This is a genomic window from Streptomyces doebereineriae, assembly GCF_031845645.1.
GTDB lineage: Bacteria > Actinomycetota > Actinomycetes > Streptomycetales > Streptomycetaceae > Streptomyces > Streptomyces canus.
The window spans coordinates 770,663-786,419 of record NZ_JAVREZ010000002.1 but is presented as its reverse complement, the minus strand read 5'-3'; the positions used below and the strand labels follow the sequence as shown (position 1 = coordinate 786,419).

Annotated in this window: 15 protein-coding genes and 1 tRNA gene; 12 read left to right on the top strand and 4 right to left on the bottom strand. The window is 71.3% G+C overall.

Annotation, left to right across the window (positions count from 1 at the left end; genetic code table 11):
• Positions 1 to 16 precede the first annotated feature (16 nt).
• From RNB18_RS09135 to RNB18_RS09115, 5 genes are all read left to right on the top strand, one after another.
• A complete protein-coding gene (locus RNB18_RS09135; protein ID WP_311713609.1) occupies positions 17 to 400 on the top strand; it encodes an RRQRL motif-containing zinc-binding protein in 384 nt (127 codons plus the stop codon).
• 27 nt (positions 401 to 427) lie between these two features.
• A complete protein-coding gene (locus RNB18_RS09130; RefSeq protein WP_311713608.1) occupies positions 428 to 733 on the top strand; it encodes a hypothetical protein in 306 nt (101 codons plus the stop codon).
• Positions 734 to 747: 14 nt separating this feature from the next.
• Positions 748 to 978, top strand: a complete 231-nt coding sequence (locus tag RNB18_RS09125) for a hypothetical protein (RefSeq protein ID WP_311713607.1) — start codon at positions 748 to 750, stop codon at positions 976 to 978.
• A 91-nt stretch (positions 979 to 1,069) separates the two neighbouring features.
• Positions 1,070 to 2,056: a hypothetical protein gene (locus RNB18_RS09120; protein ID WP_311713606.1), complete on the top strand. Its 987-nt coding sequence runs from the start codon at positions 1,070 to 1,072 to the stop codon at positions 2,054 to 2,056.
• A gap of 19 nt (positions 2,057 to 2,075) precedes the next feature.
• Entirely contained in the window at positions 2,076 to 3,338 is a 1,263-nt protein-coding gene (locus RNB18_RS09115) for a tyrosine-type recombinase/integrase (protein WP_311713605.1), read from the top strand.
• 136 nt (positions 3,339 to 3,474) lie between these two features.
• Here RNB18_RS09115 and RNB18_RS09110 read toward each other — a convergent pair.
• Both RNB18_RS09110 and RNB18_RS09105 read right to left on the bottom strand, forming a co-directional pair.
• Positions 3,475 to 3,559 (bottom strand) — tRNA-Ser (locus tag RNB18_RS09110).
• Positions 3,560 to 3,621: 62 nt separating this feature from the next.
• Positions 3,622 to 5,118 carry a S1C family serine protease gene (locus RNB18_RS09105; RefSeq protein WP_311713604.1) on the bottom strand — a complete coding sequence of 499 codons (1,497 nt, stop codon included), beginning with the start codon at positions 5,116 to 5,118 and terminating at the stop codon, positions 3,622 to 3,624.
• A 257-nt stretch (positions 5,119 to 5,375) separates the two neighbouring features.
• Between RNB18_RS09105 and RNB18_RS09100 the strand changes: the two genes are divergently transcribed.
• From RNB18_RS09100 to RNB18_RS09090, 3 genes are all read left to right on the top strand, one after another.
• A complete protein-coding gene (locus RNB18_RS09100) occupies positions 5,376 to 6,203 on the top strand; it encodes a glycerophosphodiester phosphodiesterase (RefSeq protein ID WP_311713603.1) in 828 nt (275 codons plus the stop codon).
• Between the two features lie 58 nt (positions 6,204 to 6,261).
• Positions 6,262 to 6,897 carry an ATP-binding protein gene (locus RNB18_RS09095; protein ID WP_311713602.1) on the top strand — a complete coding sequence of 212 codons (636 nt, stop codon included), beginning with the start codon at positions 6,262 to 6,264 and terminating at the stop codon, positions 6,895 to 6,897.
• A gap of 124 nt (positions 6,898 to 7,021) precedes the next feature.
• Positions 7,022 to 7,987 carry a DUF5926 family protein gene (locus RNB18_RS09090; RefSeq protein WP_311713601.1) on the top strand — a complete coding sequence of 322 codons (966 nt, stop codon included), beginning with the start codon at positions 7,022 to 7,024 and terminating at the stop codon, positions 7,985 to 7,987.
• A gap of 245 nt (positions 7,988 to 8,232) precedes the next feature.
• On the opposite strand, the gene RNB18_RS09085 is transcribed toward RNB18_RS09090, so the two are convergent.
• Positions 8,233 to 8,847, bottom strand: coding sequence for a hypothetical protein (locus tag RNB18_RS09085; RefSeq protein ID WP_311713600.1), 615 nt, complete (start codon positions 8,845 to 8,847; stop codon positions 8,233 to 8,235).
• A 56-nt stretch (positions 8,848 to 8,903) separates the two neighbouring features.
• Positions 8,904 to 9,569, bottom strand: coding sequence for a bifunctional DNA primase/polymerase (locus RNB18_RS09080; protein ID WP_311713599.1), 666 nt, complete (start codon positions 9,567 to 9,569; stop codon positions 8,904 to 8,906).
• Positions 9,570 to 10,020: 451 nt separating this feature from the next.
• Here RNB18_RS09080 and RNB18_RS09075 point away from each other — a divergent pair, with 451 nt between their 5' ends.
• The 4 genes from RNB18_RS09075 to RNB18_RS09060 all read left to right on the top strand — a co-directional run bounded on the left by RNB18_RS09075 (position 10,021) and on the right by RNB18_RS09060 (position 15,756).
• Positions 10,021 to 11,532: a PP2C family protein-serine/threonine phosphatase gene (locus tag RNB18_RS09075; protein WP_311713598.1), complete on the top strand. Its 1,512-nt coding sequence runs from the start codon at positions 10,021 to 10,023 to the stop codon at positions 11,530 to 11,532.
• An 82-nt stretch (positions 11,533 to 11,614) separates the two neighbouring features.
• Entirely contained in the window at positions 11,615 to 13,081 is a 1,467-nt protein-coding gene (locus tag RNB18_RS09070) for an aminopeptidase P family protein (protein ID WP_311713597.1), read from the top strand.
• A 49-nt stretch (positions 13,082 to 13,130) separates the two neighbouring features.
• Positions 13,131 to 14,465, top strand: coding sequence for a MocR-like pyridoxine biosynthesis transcription factor PdxR (gene pdxR / locus RNB18_RS09065; RefSeq protein ID WP_311713596.1), 1,335 nt, complete (start codon positions 13,131 to 13,133; stop codon positions 14,463 to 14,465).
• Positions 14,466 to 14,523: 58 nt separating this feature from the next.
• Positions 14,524 to 15,756: an MFS transporter gene (locus tag RNB18_RS09060; RefSeq protein ID WP_311713595.1), complete on the top strand. Its 1,233-nt coding sequence runs from the start codon at positions 14,524 to 14,526 to the stop codon at positions 15,754 to 15,756.
• The last annotated feature ends 1 nt before the right edge of the window (position 15,757 follow it).

Sequence of the window (15,757 nt, the reverse complement as noted above, 5' to 3'; positions counted from 1 at the left end):
ACGGGGCGGTGGTCTGATGCCGACCGCCTACGCGAAGTGCTTCGACCCGAACGGGGCCCGCTTCGGCGTACCGACCTACCCGTGGCGCATGTCCCCTCACGGCTACGCCACCCGCCGCCAGCTGCGCGCGAAGGGCTTACGGCCCGGCGGGCAGCCGATCGCCGCACAGGTCATGGTCACCAACCGCAAGACAGGGACGCCCCGCGTGGCCTTCCTCTACCGCGAGGACCTGGCCAAGCCGGTCCGTCCGATGAGCTCGCGCAAGTGGGGCGCCCTCGCGCTGGCGATGCTCGCGCGGCGCACGTGCCCGCGCTGCCGGCTGGACGTCGGTTACTGCATTCCCACCTCGCACGGCATCTGCGGCCTGTGCCTGGCCGCCGAAGAACAGCGCACCGCCTGAACATCCCAACCCGGCAAGGGAGTTCGAGTGAAAGACACACGTCACCGCGTCCTCGTGACCGGCGCCGTCGCCTTCAGCGCGGCGCTGTCCGTGGTCATCGGCCTGCGGCTGTCCGGCTACGGCGTCCCGCTCTCGCTGCTGCTGGCCTGCGGCCTGTCCTGCGTGGCCACCTTCTCCAGCCTGCTCTTCCGCCTGATCAGCGCCATGTCGACGACCACACACCGGTGTACGCGGCCCGGCTGCGACTTCCGCGTCAGCCTCGCCCACACGGACGCCGCGGAAAACCGGCGCTGGCAGGAGATCGCCGCCCACCACCCGCACCGCAGCGCATGAGTAAGGAGACCAGCATGAGCACCGCCCAGCCCATCATCGACAGCCGGTCGGGCACGCACTTTTGGGTGCTGTCCGTCGACAAGCCCGGTCGGGTCTCCACCACCCGCAGCGGCACCTGCACCCCGGCGTCCGGCAGCACCCGCGAGAGCGTCTACCGGAACATCTACCTGTCCGTCACCGACGCGGATCCGATCCTGCGGGGCGCCACGGTCCTGTTCTTCTCGCTGGAGCCCAACCGGCTCTGACCTGCTCTCAGTCCATCTGCCGGGCCTGGCCGCCGACCTCTCACAGCTAGCGGCCAGGCCCCTTTGACTCCCGTGAAGGAGTGCTCACAGCATGACGGAACTCAGCACTGAGCCGGTAGTAGCCCCGGCTCCCGACGCACCGCCCCTGCCGCCTCCCGACACGGCGCCCGCCAAGGCGCAGGACGTGCCGGAGGTGGAGCACACGCCCGGTGGCTGGCCGATCGTCCCGCTCGCCCTGTCCGGGGCGAACAGCACCGTGGGCGCGGTCGCCGCCGCTTCCCTGGCTGGCGGGCCGGTCGCCGCTGCCGTGGCTGCCACCGGCATGGTGGTGCTCGGCACGGTCGCCGCCGCCCGCTCCCGCAAGCCCAATCCCCGCCGGGAAGCGCGCCGTTCCGCGGCCCGCGCTGCCGGCCGTTCGGCTGCTCGCTCCGCAGGGCTGCGCCGCTCCGGTACGGGCACCCGCGGAAGCTCCGGGGGCCGTTCGTCCGGCTCGCGTGCCGGTCGCTCCGGTGGCCGGTCGGGCAAGGTGCCCGGCCAGCACCGCCGCAGCGCGACCGGCGGAAAGACCCTCGGCAAGAGCAGTCACGGCACGTCCAAGCACCCGGCATCCCGCACCGCGGGTACGGCTGCGGGCCGGGCCGGACAGGTCAAGGCGCTGCGGGCCGCGCAGAAGGCCCGCGCCGGGTCACGGGCCGGGCAGCGGGCGCAGACCACCAGCGCGCGGCGCGCGGTCGCCGACGCGCGCCGCAACGCCAAGGCCGCTGCCGGCAACACCCGGTTGAACAAGCGGGCCGGTCTGGCGGGCCGCCTCATGGGCGGGGCGGTCCGTAAGGCGCGGGCGGCGCGGGATGCGGCGATCGCCAAGCAGCGCGCCAAGCGGGACGCGAAGAGGGGCGGCACGGTCGCGGCGCAGCGCGCCAACATCCGTAAAGCCCCGGCCCGTGCGGCGGCGCGTAAAGCGCTGCGCAAGTCCGCGGCCCGCTTCCACGGACGCCGCCTGCTCGCCGCACGGGGAGCTCCGGTGGCGGGTTGGCTCACAGCCGCATTCCAAGAGCTACAAGCTCAAGCCACAGGCTGATGGACGCCGTTCCGAACTCATGGCCGCGCTGCGGGAAGGGCAGCAGTTCGACGAGGAAACGGGGCTCCCGGCGAAGGAGTTGGCCGCGCTCGCGATGCCGACGTGGTTCGAGCACGCTAAGGCGTATGCCCTGATGAAGTGGCCTGGTGCGGCAGCGAAGCTCCGCGCCGGCATCGCGGAATCCCTCGCTGTCGTCACCCCTGCGTTCGTGAGCACGAAGCAGGGAACCCCCCAACCCACGGTGTTGCGGGCCGCCTTGTACCAGTGGGCTTTCCGAGCCGTACAGCGGGAGAACGGCGAACACCTGCTGCGCTGCGACGCTGAGGACGCTCCTACGGAGATCCGGGAGGCTCTCGATTGGGTCGCCGCTCACTCCTTCAAGGTCGACGAGGCCGCGCGGCCGGAGCACGTCCGCGCGGCACTCACGGCCCTCTCCAAGTTGCTGAACGGGAAGCCCGCGGCGGAGAACACCTTCAACCGGAAGCGCATGGTGCTGAGCAACGCCTTCCGCTACGCCGTTGAGGAGCGCGGCCTGTTGCTCCGGCATCCCTTCCTCGCGGTCGACTGGGCTGTCACCGACACCTCGGATGAAGTCGACTTCCGGTATGTCCCTGGTCCTCGGCTAGCTCGTGACCTGCTCGCTGCGGTGGCGAACCTCGGGACTCGGGGCGAGCACCTGGAAGCGTTCTTCGGGGCGATCTACTACTCAGCCACACGCCCTGGGGAAGCGGTAACCCTGCGAGAGCAGGACTTCGTTCTGCCACCGGAGAGCAAGCCCGATGCCTGGGGCGAGGTGCTGCTCTCGGAGAGCCATCCGGAAGTAGGTGCGGGATGGACCGACAGCGGCAAGTCGCACGACGAGCGAGGTCTCAAGCACCGCGCGCGGAAGACCGTTCGGGCCGTACCGATCCCTCCGGTGTACGTGCGAATGATCCGCTCGCACATCGCACGTTTCGGAGCGGCCCACGATGGCCGGCTGTTTCGGGCAGCGCGGGGTGGGCGAGTCGCATCGACGGAGTACTGCGACGTCTGGCGGCAGGCTCGGGAAGCCGTCCTGACCCCGCACGAAGTCGAGACGGAGCTAGCCGAAGTGCCGTACTCCCTGCGCCATGCCGGCATCTCACTGTGGATCAAGTCAGGCGTGGACCCGGTGGAGGTCGCTCATAGGGCGGGCCACAGCCTCACCGTGCTCTACCGCTTCTACGCCAAGATCCTCAAGGGTGGGTCGGCCCGTGCCAACAGCCTCATCGAGCAGGGGCTACAGGCCGAGGACGAGCGCTGATCCTGGCCCACGTATGGCCCACACGCACTGGTCAGAGGCGGTACACACCCGATCCGGGGTGAGACAGGGTGAGCAGAGAGGGCGTGCCCCCGTATCGGGGGCACGCCCTCTGAGCTGCTATTTCTCTGACCTGCTGCGGTGGGTGTGGGATTTGAACCCACGGTGACTCGCGCCACGACGGTTTTCAAGACCGTTCCCTTAGGCCGCTCGGGCAACCCACCCCGCGCCATCGGTGACCGTGGCGCGGGGACCAGAGTAACGGGTCAGGACGGGCGCGTGCCGGTCAGCTGTCCCCTGTGCGGGCGCCCAGGGTGAGATCCACCGTGTGGGTCTGGCCGCCACGCTCGTAGGTGATCTTGACCTTGTCGCCGGGCTTGTGGGTCCAGATCTCGCCGATCAGGGTGGGGCCGGAGTCGATCACGTGGTCGTCCAGCTTGGTGATGACGTCGCCGGGCTTGAGGCCGGCCTTGGCGGCGGGGCCGCCCGCCTCGACCGGGTCGGAGCCGCCGGCGCCCTCGGTGGTGATCTTCGCGCCGCCCGTGGAGTCCTCCAGGGAGACGGACGCGCCGATCTTGGCGTAGACCGGCTTGCCGGTCTTGATCAGCTGCTGGGCGACGTACTTGGCCTGGTTGATCGGGATGGCGAAGCCGAGGCCGATCGAGCCGGACTGGCTGGTGCCGCCGAGGCCGCCGCCGCTGGTGGACTGGATCGCGGAGTTGATGCCTATCACGTTGCCCTGCGCGTCGAGGAGGGGACCTCCCGAGTTGCCCGGGTTGATGGACGCGTCCGTCTGCAACGCGCTCATGTAGGAGGCGTTGCTGCCGCTGCCGTCGCTCGACGCCACCGGGCGGTCCTTCGCGCTGATGATGCCCGTCGTGACGGTGTTCGACAGACCGAAGGGGGCGCCGATCGCGATCGTGGAGTCGCCGACCGCCACCTGGTCGGAGTTGCCCAGGGTGAGCGGCTTGAGGTCACTCGGCGCGTTCTTGAGCTTGATGACGGCCACGTCATAGCCCTGCGCGTGGCCGACCACCTCGGCGTCGTACTTCTTGCCGTTCGGGAAGGTGGCGGTCAGTTTGCCGCCGTCGACCGCGTCGGCCACCACGTGGTTGTTGGTGACGATGTGGCCCTGGGTGTCGAAGACGAATCCGGTGCCGGTGCCGCCCTCGCCGCTGGTGGACTCGGCCTCGATGGTGACCGTGCTGGGCAGGGCCCTCTGCGCCACGCCCGCGACGGTGCCGGCGTCCCGCTTGACGCTGCCACCGCTGTCGGAGGCGGAGAGGGTCGTCGAGGAGCCGTTGTCGTTGTCCTTGGCCAGGGTGTAGCCGAGACCGCCGCCCACGCCGCCGGCGACGAGCGCCGCCACCAGGACCGCGGCGACGAGACCACCACGGCCGTTCTTGGGCTTCGGCGCGGGCTGCTGGTAACCCGAACCCCAGGCTCCGCCCGCCCCGCCCGCGCCGCCATCGGCGTACAACGGGGTGCCCGGGGCCTGTGGCGGCGGCCAGGCGCCCTCGGGGCCCGGACCGGGGTGCTGCGGCGCGCCGCTCGCGCCCTGCTGAGCACCGCCCTCCGCCGAGGCGTACGCCCGCGCCGGTCCCGCATGCACGAGTTCCGGCCCCTGTGCGCCGCCGGAGGCGTGCGGCGGCACCGGCGGGATCGGGGTGGTGGGGGCGCCCGCCTCGGAGGCCTGGGGCGTCGAAGCCGCGGGAGCGTCCACCGGCACGGGGGGTGCAGACGGGGCCGGGGGTACCGCGGTGCCCTCGTTCTCGGTGCTCACAGCTTCTCTCCTCGGTCACGGCTGTCGGTTGTCGGTCGCACTCGGTCACGCTCGGCCAGTGCCGCTCGGTGTCCGGCGTGCGTCAGCTGTGCATGTCCTTTTGTATGCCGTCAGCTTTTCCCACGGGCCGTCAGGGCACCATAAGCGGTGCCTGTGGGTTCGTGGCTGCTCTTTATATAGGCCATGTAAGACAAATGAGGCGCAATCCATATGCCTCCGTTCGCACGCGTACCCCTTAGCGGTGGCACCATGACGCAGTGACCCACGCACGGCAGCAGCTGACTCAAGTCGTCGCCCACCGCGGAGCATCGGAAGACGCTCCCGAGCACACTCTCGCCGCGTACCGGAAGGCGATCGAGGACGGTGCGGACGCCCTCGAATGCGATGTACGTCTCACGGCCGACGGTCATCTCGTGTGCGTCCACGACCGACGGGTCAACCGTACGTCCAACGGCCGCGGAGCGGTCTCGGCCCTTGAGCTCTCCGACCTCGCCGCCCTGGACTTCGGCTCCCGCAAAACCAGGGAGTTCTGGCGCACCCGCGACGAGGAGCCGGACTGGGTGTACCGGCCCGAGGACCGGGAGGACACCTCCGTCCTCACCCTGGAGCGACTGCTCGAACTCGTCGCCGACGCGGGGCGACGGGTGGAGATGGCCATCGAGACCAAGCACCCGACGCGCTGGGCAGGCCAGGTCGAGGAGCGGCTGCTGGTGCTCCTGAAGCGGTTCGGCCTGGACGCCCCCGCCTCGGCCGCCGAGTCGCCGATCAGGGTCATGAGCTTCTCGGCCCGGTCGCTGCATCGCGTGCGTGCCGCCTCGCCGACCCTTCCGACGGTCTATCTGCTGCAGTTCGTCTCACCCCGGCTGCGGGACGGCCGGCTGCCCGCGGGGGTGGGGATCGCGGGTCCCTCGATCCGCATCCTGCGCAACCACCCCGGCTACATCGAGCGCCTGAAGCGGGCGGGCCACCAGGTGCACGTGTGGACCGTGAACGAACCCGAGGACGTGGACCTCTGCATCGAGCTGGGCGTCGACGCCATCATCACCAATCGCCCGCGCGCGGTGCTCGACCGACTGGGCCGCTGACGTCCCCTCCGTCACAGGGTGTACCCCGGCGCGTTCGGTGCGTGTTCGATCGTTACGAATGCGTCGGCGGAACGTGATTGGCCGGTTTCCGGTACAGGCCAATGGGGCATCCACACCGTGGCGTGGGGCGAAGGAGGTCTCGGGGGTGGCGTTGGTGGTGGCACAGGAGGTGCCCACGTCGTCGAGCATGGCCATACCCCATGGCCCTGCGGGCGTGGGGGAAGCGAGACACCGTATGCGCGTGCAGCTGCGCAGGGGTGGCGTGAGGGAATCGGTCATCGACGACGCCGTACTGATTCTTTCCGAACTCTTGAGCAACGCGTGCAAACACGGCCGGCCGCTGGGCGACGCCCTGGCCGGGGACGGTGACGTCCGCGCCGCCTGGCGGGTGGACACGGGCGGCAGGCTCACGGTCGAGGTGACGGACGGCGGCGGGCCCACCCGCCCGGCTCCGGCCACGCCCTCGGTCACCGCGCACGGCGGCCGCGGGCTGAACATCATCACCGCGCTGGCCGACGACTGGGGTGTCAGGGACGACGCCCGGGGCGAGGTCACGGTCTGGGTGATCGTCCACTCGGACGTTCACGATCCAGACGCCGGCCGCCGCCGGGACGACTTCGCCACACGTGTCGTGGCCCCGTCGGTCGCGATACCCGACCTGGACTTCTCGGACGCGTTCGACGATCTCGACTGAGGCAACCTGGACCGAGCGTCCGTGAAGGACACCGGGGTGGTTGTCCACAGGCTCCCGTCGGCCAAGTCGCAAGCGGCTAGGCTCGCGCCCGTACGAGACGAGCCGTAACCGGGAGACAGCCACGATGGCCAAGAAGCGACCCCTGACGAAGGCCAAGCGCCCGCAGCTCACGGATGGGGAGGTCCCGGTCGTCGGCGCCCGCGAACCCTGCCCGTGCGGAAGTGGCCGCCGCTACAAGGCCTGCCACGGCCGGGCCGCCGCACAGGCCGCGACCGAGCTGGTGCACCGCCCGTTCGAGGGCCTCGCGGGCGAGGGCGACTGGGTGGCCCTGCGCGAGCTGGTCCCCGCCGCCACGGTCGAGCTGACCCTCAAGAGCGGCCTGCCCGAAGGCGTCCCGTCGGTCACGCTGGCCACGGTCCTGCCGATGGCCTGGCCCGCCCTGCGCCGGGACGACGGCTCGGTGCTGCTCGGCCTGCAGAACGACACCGCGTCCGGCGACATCAGCCGCGACCTCGCCGACACCCTCCAGCGCGCGCTCACCGCGGCTCCGGGCACCCCGGTGGAAGGCCGACGCGCTCCCGCCGACGGCCCGCGGCTGCAGGACCTGCTCGATCCCGAAGGCGCGTTCGAGCCAGTTGTGCACGAGGGCTTCGAGTTCTGGGTGCCGGACGCGGAGAACGCCACGCCCGAGGTGACCGCCTCGCTGGAGCGGGCCAACGCCGCGGCCATCCCGACCGTCCGGCTGACCGGTGTCGACGCCGCCTACTGGTGCGAGACGCCGGACAAGAACCACCTGCGCTGGGTCATGCCGCACCCCGAGGAGCAACTTCTGGACGCGCTCGCGCGGCTGCACGCGGCCGGGAAGTCGAGCCTCGGCGAGGGCACCCGGCTCGTCGGTTCCTTCCGCGCCCACGGCCTCACCGTGCCGGTCTGGGACCTGCCGAGCGGGGTCACCGCGGAGGATGTCGAGAAGCCGGCCGCCGAGTTCGCCGAGCGGCTCGCAGGCGCTCTGGCCACGGACGCACCGCTGACCGCCGACGAGCGCCGCGCCCGTGGCGGCCTCACCAACCGTCAGGTCACGCTGAGTTGACAGAGCCGGTGCGGCTGACCGGTCGGTCAGCCGCGCCGCACCTTCACGGAACGTCCGGGCCCTGCTCACAACTCCCCCCAGGAGAAGGTGAATCGGTGTCCGAATAAGCCACGAAGCGTCACGGTCGAATTTGCGAACAGCCGATCTCTTGTTACGGTTCCAATAGCCCGGTTGCTGGTGCATCCCCCGTCGCCAGCAACCGGGTCTTTCTGTGTCCGGGCAGCTTTACGGAACGCCGCCGCGCGTCAACTGCCCGTAGTTTCCCCGGAGTTGCTCCCGGACCGCAGCAGCAGTGGTCCGCTGCCCCGCCGGGCGGCGAACTCCGCGACCGCCGTGTAGTCGGCCGGCGTCCCCCGGGTGCGCCCCCGGGGTGTCTCACAGCTGTCCGGCTCGTCCCCGGCGCCGACCGGGCAGTGCATCTGCACGGTGCGTCCGTCGGGTCCCATGAAGCTGAGCACGGCGTCCAGCACCATGCCGGTCGCATTGCGGTAGTAGGTGCGCGCCCAGGTCTCCTCGCCCTGCGTGAGCACACAGGTCTGCGCCTCGATGCCCTCGGGGGAGATCAGTTCGGGACCGCAGCGCGCGGCGGTGGCCAGACCCAGGCCGAGCAGCAGCGGGGATCGGCCGGCATCGGCGAGCGGCGCCTTGTAGTCATCGGCGGCGGAAGACCGTACAGCGGAAGGCTGCACGGGAGCCCGTGCAACGGAACGCCGTACGGAGGAAGGCTCCGCGGAAGGACGCACGAGATCGCGTACGACCTTGCGGCCTCCGTCGCCCACCTGGCCCGCGGAGGCCACGGCCAGCGGCAGCGCGACCGCGCACGCCACGACTCCCGACAGGGCAAGCAGACGAAGGTTCATGAAGCGGACGATAACGACCTGGCGCGGGCACTCGGTTCCGCCCGCGCCCGACACCCCTACAACTCGGGTGCGCTCACACCCGTACGGGTGAGGGCCTCGACCACAGCGTCCACCACGGCCTCGACATCGGGGACCCACGGAGAGGCCGAGCCGGGGAGCGGAGCCCGCTCCCAGGTGATGTCGCCGTGGCCGGTCTCGGACGGGGGCAGGGCGAGGTAGCCGCCCTCGCCGTGGAAGCGGAGGGAGCCGGGGACATGGTCCTGGGCGTACAGCAGTTCGCCCAGCTGCTCCATGGAGTACGGCTTGACGAGGATCGCCCAGCGGGTCGGCGAGGCGATCACCGGGCCGAGGCGCATGCCCTCGGCGTCGAGCGCGGCCAGGGCGCGGGCGGCCGGGAGGGCCGGCAGACTGACCGCGCAGGGGGCCTTGGCGCCGGTGGCCAGGATGATCGGCGCGGCCGGGCGGTTGGTCCACCACCAGCGCACCATGCGGTCGTCGGTAGTGGCCGCGAGCAGGCCCGGGTCGAAGGGGTGGGCGCCGGGGACCGTGCACTCCGGGTCGGGGCATCCGCAGCGGGCCCGGCCCTCCGGGTCCGGTGCCACGCCCGGGAGTACGGGCCACTGCCATTCCTTCGCGAAGGTCAGGGCCGCGCCGAGCAATTCAGGCCTTCCGTCGCTGCGCTGGGACAGGAGCCTGCGTCGCCTTCCGAGGATCTCGCGCATGAGCGCTCGTTCCTTTCCGTTGCACCGCTGGCAACACCGTGGACCACATCACACCATGTGTCGATCACTTCACTGTGCGTACCTGTTGGCGCATCACACCCTTGTCCGAGACAAGGGGAACCCCATACTGCGTCTATCAAAAGCCTGGGCGTGGCGGGGGGTGGCGAAGTCTGGCGTTTGCCGTCCCGCGTATTTCTCTCCGCCTCCGCCACGGGAGGATGGGGCTCGGTCGTCGGTGGCTAAGACGCCCGGGTCGGTCACCAGGTTCCGGGTGGCTGTCCACCACCCCTGGCCCTTACCGAGTACGTACCCATCACGACCGCTGTGACGCTCTGTGGAGCAAGGCCAGTCGACCTCAATACACCGTAACCCGAGGCAGTTTTTAGCCAAGTTTACCCTTCGACCCACTCCCCACCGGTCACTCACGGACACCAGGAATCCCGGCAGGACAATGCTGGACATCCCCTTACGAGTGCGTGTAGATGTGGAGACACTGCTAGCGGCGCAGAATGACATGGGGGTTTGCGATGCTTTTGAGCAATACGCACCGGTCGGAAAGCCGGACGCCATGAACGCCCCTCACCCTCCGAAAGTGGCTGGAATCGATTCAACGGTTCCCGCACCCGCACACACTGTCGCGCCCGCGCCAGCCGCCCCGGCCACCTCTTCGGTCTCCTCGCCGAACGCACCCGGCGCCCTGCTCCAGGACCGGCTCGCCGGCTGGGTCTCCGACCTCACGACCCTCCACGAACTCACCGAACGCCTCGTGCGCACGGATGCCCTGTCCGACGCTCTCCAGGAGCTCCTGCGGGCCGGAGCCGCCCTCGTGGGAGCCCGGCGCGGACTGGTCGTCCTCGAACCGGACGACGGCCTCGGCCCCGACACCACCATCGGCCTCGGACTCGCCCGCGCCGACCTCGGGCACATCGAGACCGTCCCGCGCAGCTCCATGTCGTACGGGAAGATCCTCGACGGACTGCCGGGCGGTGACGGCGAGATCGCCCAGCCCGATCTGCTCGCCGAGGACGGCCTCGACCCGCGTCACCGCGAGGTGGCCGCCCGCCTCGGTTACGCGGCCAGCTACGCGCTTCCCCTGTCCACCGCCGGCGCCGGCCGCCTCGGCGCCGCCGTGTGGCTCTACGACGAGCCCGCCGAACCGTCCGAGCGCCGGCGCCACCTCGTCGGTCTGTACACCCGCCATGCCACCGAGCACCTGGCCCGGCTCCTCGAGGTCGAGCGCACGCGCGCGTGCATGGCGACGATGGCGGAGGAACTGCTGCCGTCCCGGCTCCCCCGCGTCGCCGGTATGCGGCTCGCCGCCCGGCACCGCACCGGTCCGCGCGGCGGCGGCGACTGGTACGACGCACTGCCGCTGCCGGACGCGGCGCTGGGCCTCGCGGTCGGTTCGGTGACCGGCAGCGGCGCGAGCGCGATCGCCGCGATGGGACGCCTCAGAGCCTCCCTGCGGGCGTACGCCGTCATGGAGGGCGAGGACCCGGTCGCGGTCCTGTCCGACCTGGAGCTGCTGCTCAGGCTGACCGAGCCGGCCCGCTCCGCCACCGCCCTGTTCGCCTACTGCGAGCCCGCGCTGCGCAAGATCACGCTGGCCGGTGCCGGGCACTGCCCGCCGCTGCTGATCGGCGAGCGGCGCACCGACTTCGTGGAGACCACCGTGTCCGCGCCGCTCGGCATGCTCGCCTGCTGGGAGGCGCCGAGCGTGGAGCTGAGCGCGGAACCGGGAGAGACGGTTCTGCTGTACACCGACGGGTTGCTGCACCGCACCGGCGACGCCACAGACCGGGCCTTCGCACGCCTGCACGCGGCGGCGGCCGGGGTGCCGAAGGCGCTGCGCGGCGACCCCGGCGCCGTCGCCGACCACGTGCTGCGGACCGTGCTGCCGGACGGGCAGGACGAGGCGGACTCCGAGGAGGACGTCGTACTACTCGCGGCTCACTTCGAGTAGCAGGTGGTAACAGGTCTTCCGGCCCTGGGCCCCCTTCCGTACGACCGTACGATGGAGGGGGTCCAGTGCCGTATCTAGGAGGATGACCGTGGCCGACGAACTCACCCCGGAGACCCCGGAAGAGTCGGAAGAGCCGATCAAGAAGCGGAAGAACGGCCTGTACCCGGGTGTCTCCGACGAGCTGGAAGAGAGCATGAAGTCCGGCTGGGCCGACACTGAGCTGCACGACCTGGAGCCGATCGCGCAGGCCGCCGAGACCGCGGCCCGCCGTGCGGCGCTCTCCGCGCGGTTCCCGGGCGAGCGGCTGGTGATCCCGTCCGGCAACCTGAAGACGCGCTCGAACGACACGGAGTATCCGTTCCGGGCATCCGTCGAGTACGCCTACCTCACCGGCAACCAGACCGAGGACGGCGTGCTCGTCCTGGAGCCGACCGCCTCCGGCGGTCACACCGCCACGCTCTACCTCCTGCCGCGCTCCGACCGCGAGAACGGTGAGTTCTGGCTCTCCGGGCAGGGCGAGCTGTGGGTCGGGCGGCGGCACTCCCTCACCGAGTCCGAGAAGCTGTACGGCATCCCCGTCTCCGACGTCCGCGAGCTCGCGGACGCGCTGCGCGAGGGGTCCGGCCCGGTGCGGGTCGTCCGCGGGTACGACGCCGGCATCGAGGCCGCGCTGACCGACAAGGTCACCGCCGAGCGGGACGAGGAGCTGCGGGTCTTCCTGTCCGAGGCGCGGCTCGTCAAGGACGCGTTCGAGATCGCCGAGCTGCAGAAGGCGGTCGACTCGACGGTCCGCGGCTTCGAGGACGTGGTGAAGGTCCTCGACAAGGCCGAGGCCACCTCCGAGCGGTACATCGAGGGCACCTTCTTCCTCCGCGCGCGGGTCGAGGGCAACGACGTCGGCTACGGCACGATCGCCGCGGCCGGGCCGCACGCGTGCACGCTGCACTGGGTGCGCAACGACGGGGCCGTGCGGTCGGGTGAACTGCTGCTGCTCGACGCCGGTGTCGAGACGCACACGTACTACACCGCCGACGTGACGCGGACCCTGCCGATCAACGGCCGCTTCAGCGAGATCCAGAAGAAGATCTACGACGCCGTGTACGACGCCCAGGAGGCCGGGATCGCGGCCGTGCAGCCGGGCTCCAAGTACCGGGACTTCCATGACGCGGCCCAGCGGGTGCTGGCCGCGCGGCTCGTGGAGTGGGGGCTGGTCGAGGGGCCTGTGGAGCGGGTGCTGGAGCTGGGGCTCCAGCGGCGGTGGACGCTGCACGGGACCGGGCACATGCTGGGCATGGACGTCCACGACTGTGCCGCCGCGCGGGTGGAGTCGTATGTCGACGGGGTTCTCGAGGCGGGCATGGTGCTGACCGTCGAGCCCGGACTGTACTTCCAGGCCGATGATCTGACCGTGCCCGAGGAGTACCGGGGTATCGGGGTGCGGATCGAGGACGACATCCTGGTGACGCAGGAGGGGAACCGGAATCTGTCGTCGGGGCTGCCTCGGCAGTCCGACGAGGTCGAGGCGTGGATGGCCCGGCTCAAGGGTTGAGTCTCGACTGCGGGTGGATCGTGGCCGGTCGCGCCCCCGGGTGGGTTCCGTGGACCTCCATCTAGAAGCCGGCTCTGCCGAAGGGCGTCGTGTCGGGCTCGAACGGGCCCTGCGCGACGCCGTTCGGGACGGGAGGCTCGCCCCTGGGGCCCCTTTGCCTGCCACTCGGCGGCTCGCCGAGGAGCTGGGTGTCTCCCGGGGCACCGTGAAGGCGGCCTACGACCAGTTGATCGCCGAGGGATATCTGACCGCTCGGCAGGGATCGGGGACGGTCGTCGCTCCGCTGCCCGGCGCCGAAGCCGAACCGCCGGAAAGCGGTACACGCGCGCGTGCGCCGCTTTTCGATCTGCGGCCCGGGAGTCCGGACGTCGGCGCCTTTCCCGCCGCCGCCTGGCTCAAGGCCGTACGGCGGGCCGTCGCCACCGCGCCCGTCTCCGCGTACGACTACGGCGATCCCCTGGGGCGCGTCGAACTGCGGACCGCTCTGGCGGAGTATCTCGGGCGGGCCCGCGGGGTCGTCGCCTCTCCCGAGCGGATCGTCGTCACCTCCGGGGCCGTGCAGGGGCTCGCGCTGCTCGCCCGGGTTCTGGAGGGCCCGGTCGTCGCCATGGAGGACCCCGGGCTGCCCTTCCACCGGGATGTCGTACGGCATGGCGGGGGGCGGGTGGTGCCGGTGCGGGTCGATGAACTGGGGGCCTGCCCGGAGGACTTGGGGTCCGCCGACGCCGTCGTCGTGACTCCCGCCCATCAGTACCCGACCGGCGTGACGCTGCACCCCTCGCGGCGGCGGGCGCTCACCGACTGGGCACGCGCGCGTGGGGCGTTGGTCGTCGAGGACGACTACGACGGGGAGTTCCGTTACGACCGGCAGCCCGTCGGGGCTCTGCAGGGGATGGCGCCGGGGCAGGTCGTCTACCTGGGGACGGCGTCCAAGACGCTCGGGCCCGCGCTCAGGCTCGGGTGGATGGTGCTGCCGCCCCAGCTCGTCGGGCCCGTCGCCGACGCCAAGCTGCACAGCGACCACAGCACCGAGACCATCGGGCAGTTGGCGCTCGCCGAGCTGATCGGGAGTCATGCCTACGACCGTCACGTGCGCGCGTGCCGGATCGGATACCGGCGGCGCAGGGACCGGCTCGTGGAGCGGCTGGGGGCGCGGTGGCCGATCCAGGGGATCGCGGCCGGGCTGCACGCGCTGGTCGAGGTCGGGGACGAGGCGGCGGTGCTGGCGCGGGCCGCGGCCGAGGGGCTCGCGGTGGGGTCGCTGCGGGAGCACTGGCACGCGGCGGGATCGCGCGAGGGGCTCGTCGTGGGGTACGGGACGCCTCGGGAGGGTGCCTATCCGCAGGCGTTGGAGACGCTCGTCCGGGTTCTGGAATTGGGCTAATCCCAAGGGCACTGATTGGGCCTGCCGATCGGTCCACCGCGCTTCTAGTGTCGTTTCCATGACGAACTCACTCGTCCCGCCCGCAGGGCCGCAACGCGTCCTGGCGCTCGCCCAGTTGAGCAACTCCGTCGGGGACGGCGCCTACTACGTGACGTCGGCGCTCTACTTCACGCACGTCGTCGGGCTCGATCCCGCGCGCGTGGGGCTCGGGCTGACCGTCGGGTGGGCGGTCGGGGCGATGGTGGGGGTACCGCTCGGGCGGCTCGCGGACCGGCGTGGAGCGCGCGGCACGGCGGTGCTGCTGGCGCTGGCCACGGGGCTGGCGGTGGCGTCCTTCCTGGTGGTGCGGGACTTCGCGCCGTTCGTCCTGGCGGCCTGCGCCTACGCCTCCGCGCAGTCCGGGCTCGCCGCGGCCCGGCAGGCACTGCTCGCGGGGCTGGTGTCCACCGGGGAACGGACCGGGTTGCTGGCCCACCTCCAGGCGACGCTCAACGCCGGGCTCGCGGTCGGTGCGGGGCTCGGCGGGCTGGCGTTGCACGCCGGGACGCGTACTGCGTACCTCGGGGTGTTCGCGGTGGACGCGGTGAGCTTCGTGGTGTGTGCGGGGCTGTTGCTGCGGCTGCCGTCGGTGGCGCCTCGCGTGCCGGTGGAGAAACATCACGGCTCGGGGGTGCTGCGCGACCGGCCGTACGCCGTGATCACTCTGCTGAACACCGTCCTGCTGCTGCGGATGCCCTTGCTGAGCCTGGGGATTCCGCTGTGGATCGCCGAGCGGACCGCGGCTCCGACCTGGCTGGTCTCCGCGCTGTTCGTGCTCAACACCGGGGCCGTGATGGTGTTCCAGGTGCGGATGGCCCGCGGGGTGACCGGGCTCGCGTCGGCCACGCGCGCGGTGCGGCGGTCGGGGTGGGTCATGCTGGCGGCCTGCGCGGTCTTCGCGCTGTCGGCGGGGGCTTCGCCGTGGGTGGCCGTGGGAGCCCTGGTCGTCGGGGCCGTGCTGCAGGTGGTCGCCGAGATGGGGCAGTCGGCGGGGTCCTGGCAGCTCTCCTTCGCCCTGGCTCCGGCCGAGCGGGTCGGCGAGTACCAGGGGTTCTTCGGGACCGGGGTGACGGTGGCCCGGACGCTCGGTCCACTGGTGCTGACCACGCTGCTCGTGGAGTGGGGCACGCCGGGGTGGCTGCTGCTCGGCGGGGTGACGCTGATGGCGTCGTACGCGATGGGACCGGCGACCAGGAGGGCCGCCGGCCGCGCCTCGAAGCCGGGGGTGGGGCGGGCTGTGCTCGTGGACTAGC

Bases quoted from the DNA above. Each gene is read 5' to 3' on its own strand.
- RNB18_RS09135 (WP_311713609.1), top strand. From the start codon at position 17: ATGCCGACCGCCTACGCGAAGTGCTTCGACCCGAACGGGGCCCGCTTC.
- RNB18_RS09125 (WP_311713607.1), top strand. From the start codon at position 748: ATGAGCACCGCCCAGCCCATCATCGACAGCCGGTCGGGCACGCACTTT.
- RNB18_RS09120 (WP_311713606.1), top strand. From the start codon at position 1,070: ATGACGGAACTCAGCACTGAGCCGGTAGTAGCCCCGGCTCCCGACGCA.
- RNB18_RS09115 (WP_311713605.1), top strand. From the start codon at position 2,076: ATGGCCGCGCTGCGGGAAGGGCAGCAGTTCGACGAGGAAACGGGGCTC.
- RNB18_RS09095 (WP_311713602.1), top strand. From the start codon at position 6,262: ATGCGTCGGCGGAACGTGATTGGCCGGTTTCCGGTACAGGCCAATGGG.
- RNB18_RS09090 (WP_311713601.1), top strand. From the start codon at position 7,022: ATGGCCAAGAAGCGACCCCTGACGAAGGCCAAGCGCCCGCAGCTCACG.
- RNB18_RS09085 (WP_311713600.1), bottom strand. From the start codon at position 8,847: ATGAACCTTCGTCTGCTTGCCCTGTCGGGAGTCGTGGCGTGCGCGGTC.
- RNB18_RS09080 (WP_311713599.1), bottom strand. From the start codon at position 9,569: ATGCGCGAGATCCTCGGAAGGCGACGCAGGCTCCTGTCCCAGCGCAGC.
- RNB18_RS09075 (WP_311713598.1), top strand. From the start codon at position 10,021: ATGCTGGACATCCCCTTACGAGTGCGTGTAGATGTGGAGACACTGCTA.
- RNB18_RS09070 (WP_311713597.1), top strand. From the start codon at position 11,615: ATGACCGTGGCCGACGAACTCACCCCGGAGACCCCGGAAGAGTCGGAA.
- RNB18_RS09060 (WP_311713595.1), top strand. From the start codon at position 14,524: ATGACGAACTCACTCGTCCCGCCCGCAGGGCCGCAACGCGTCCTGGCG.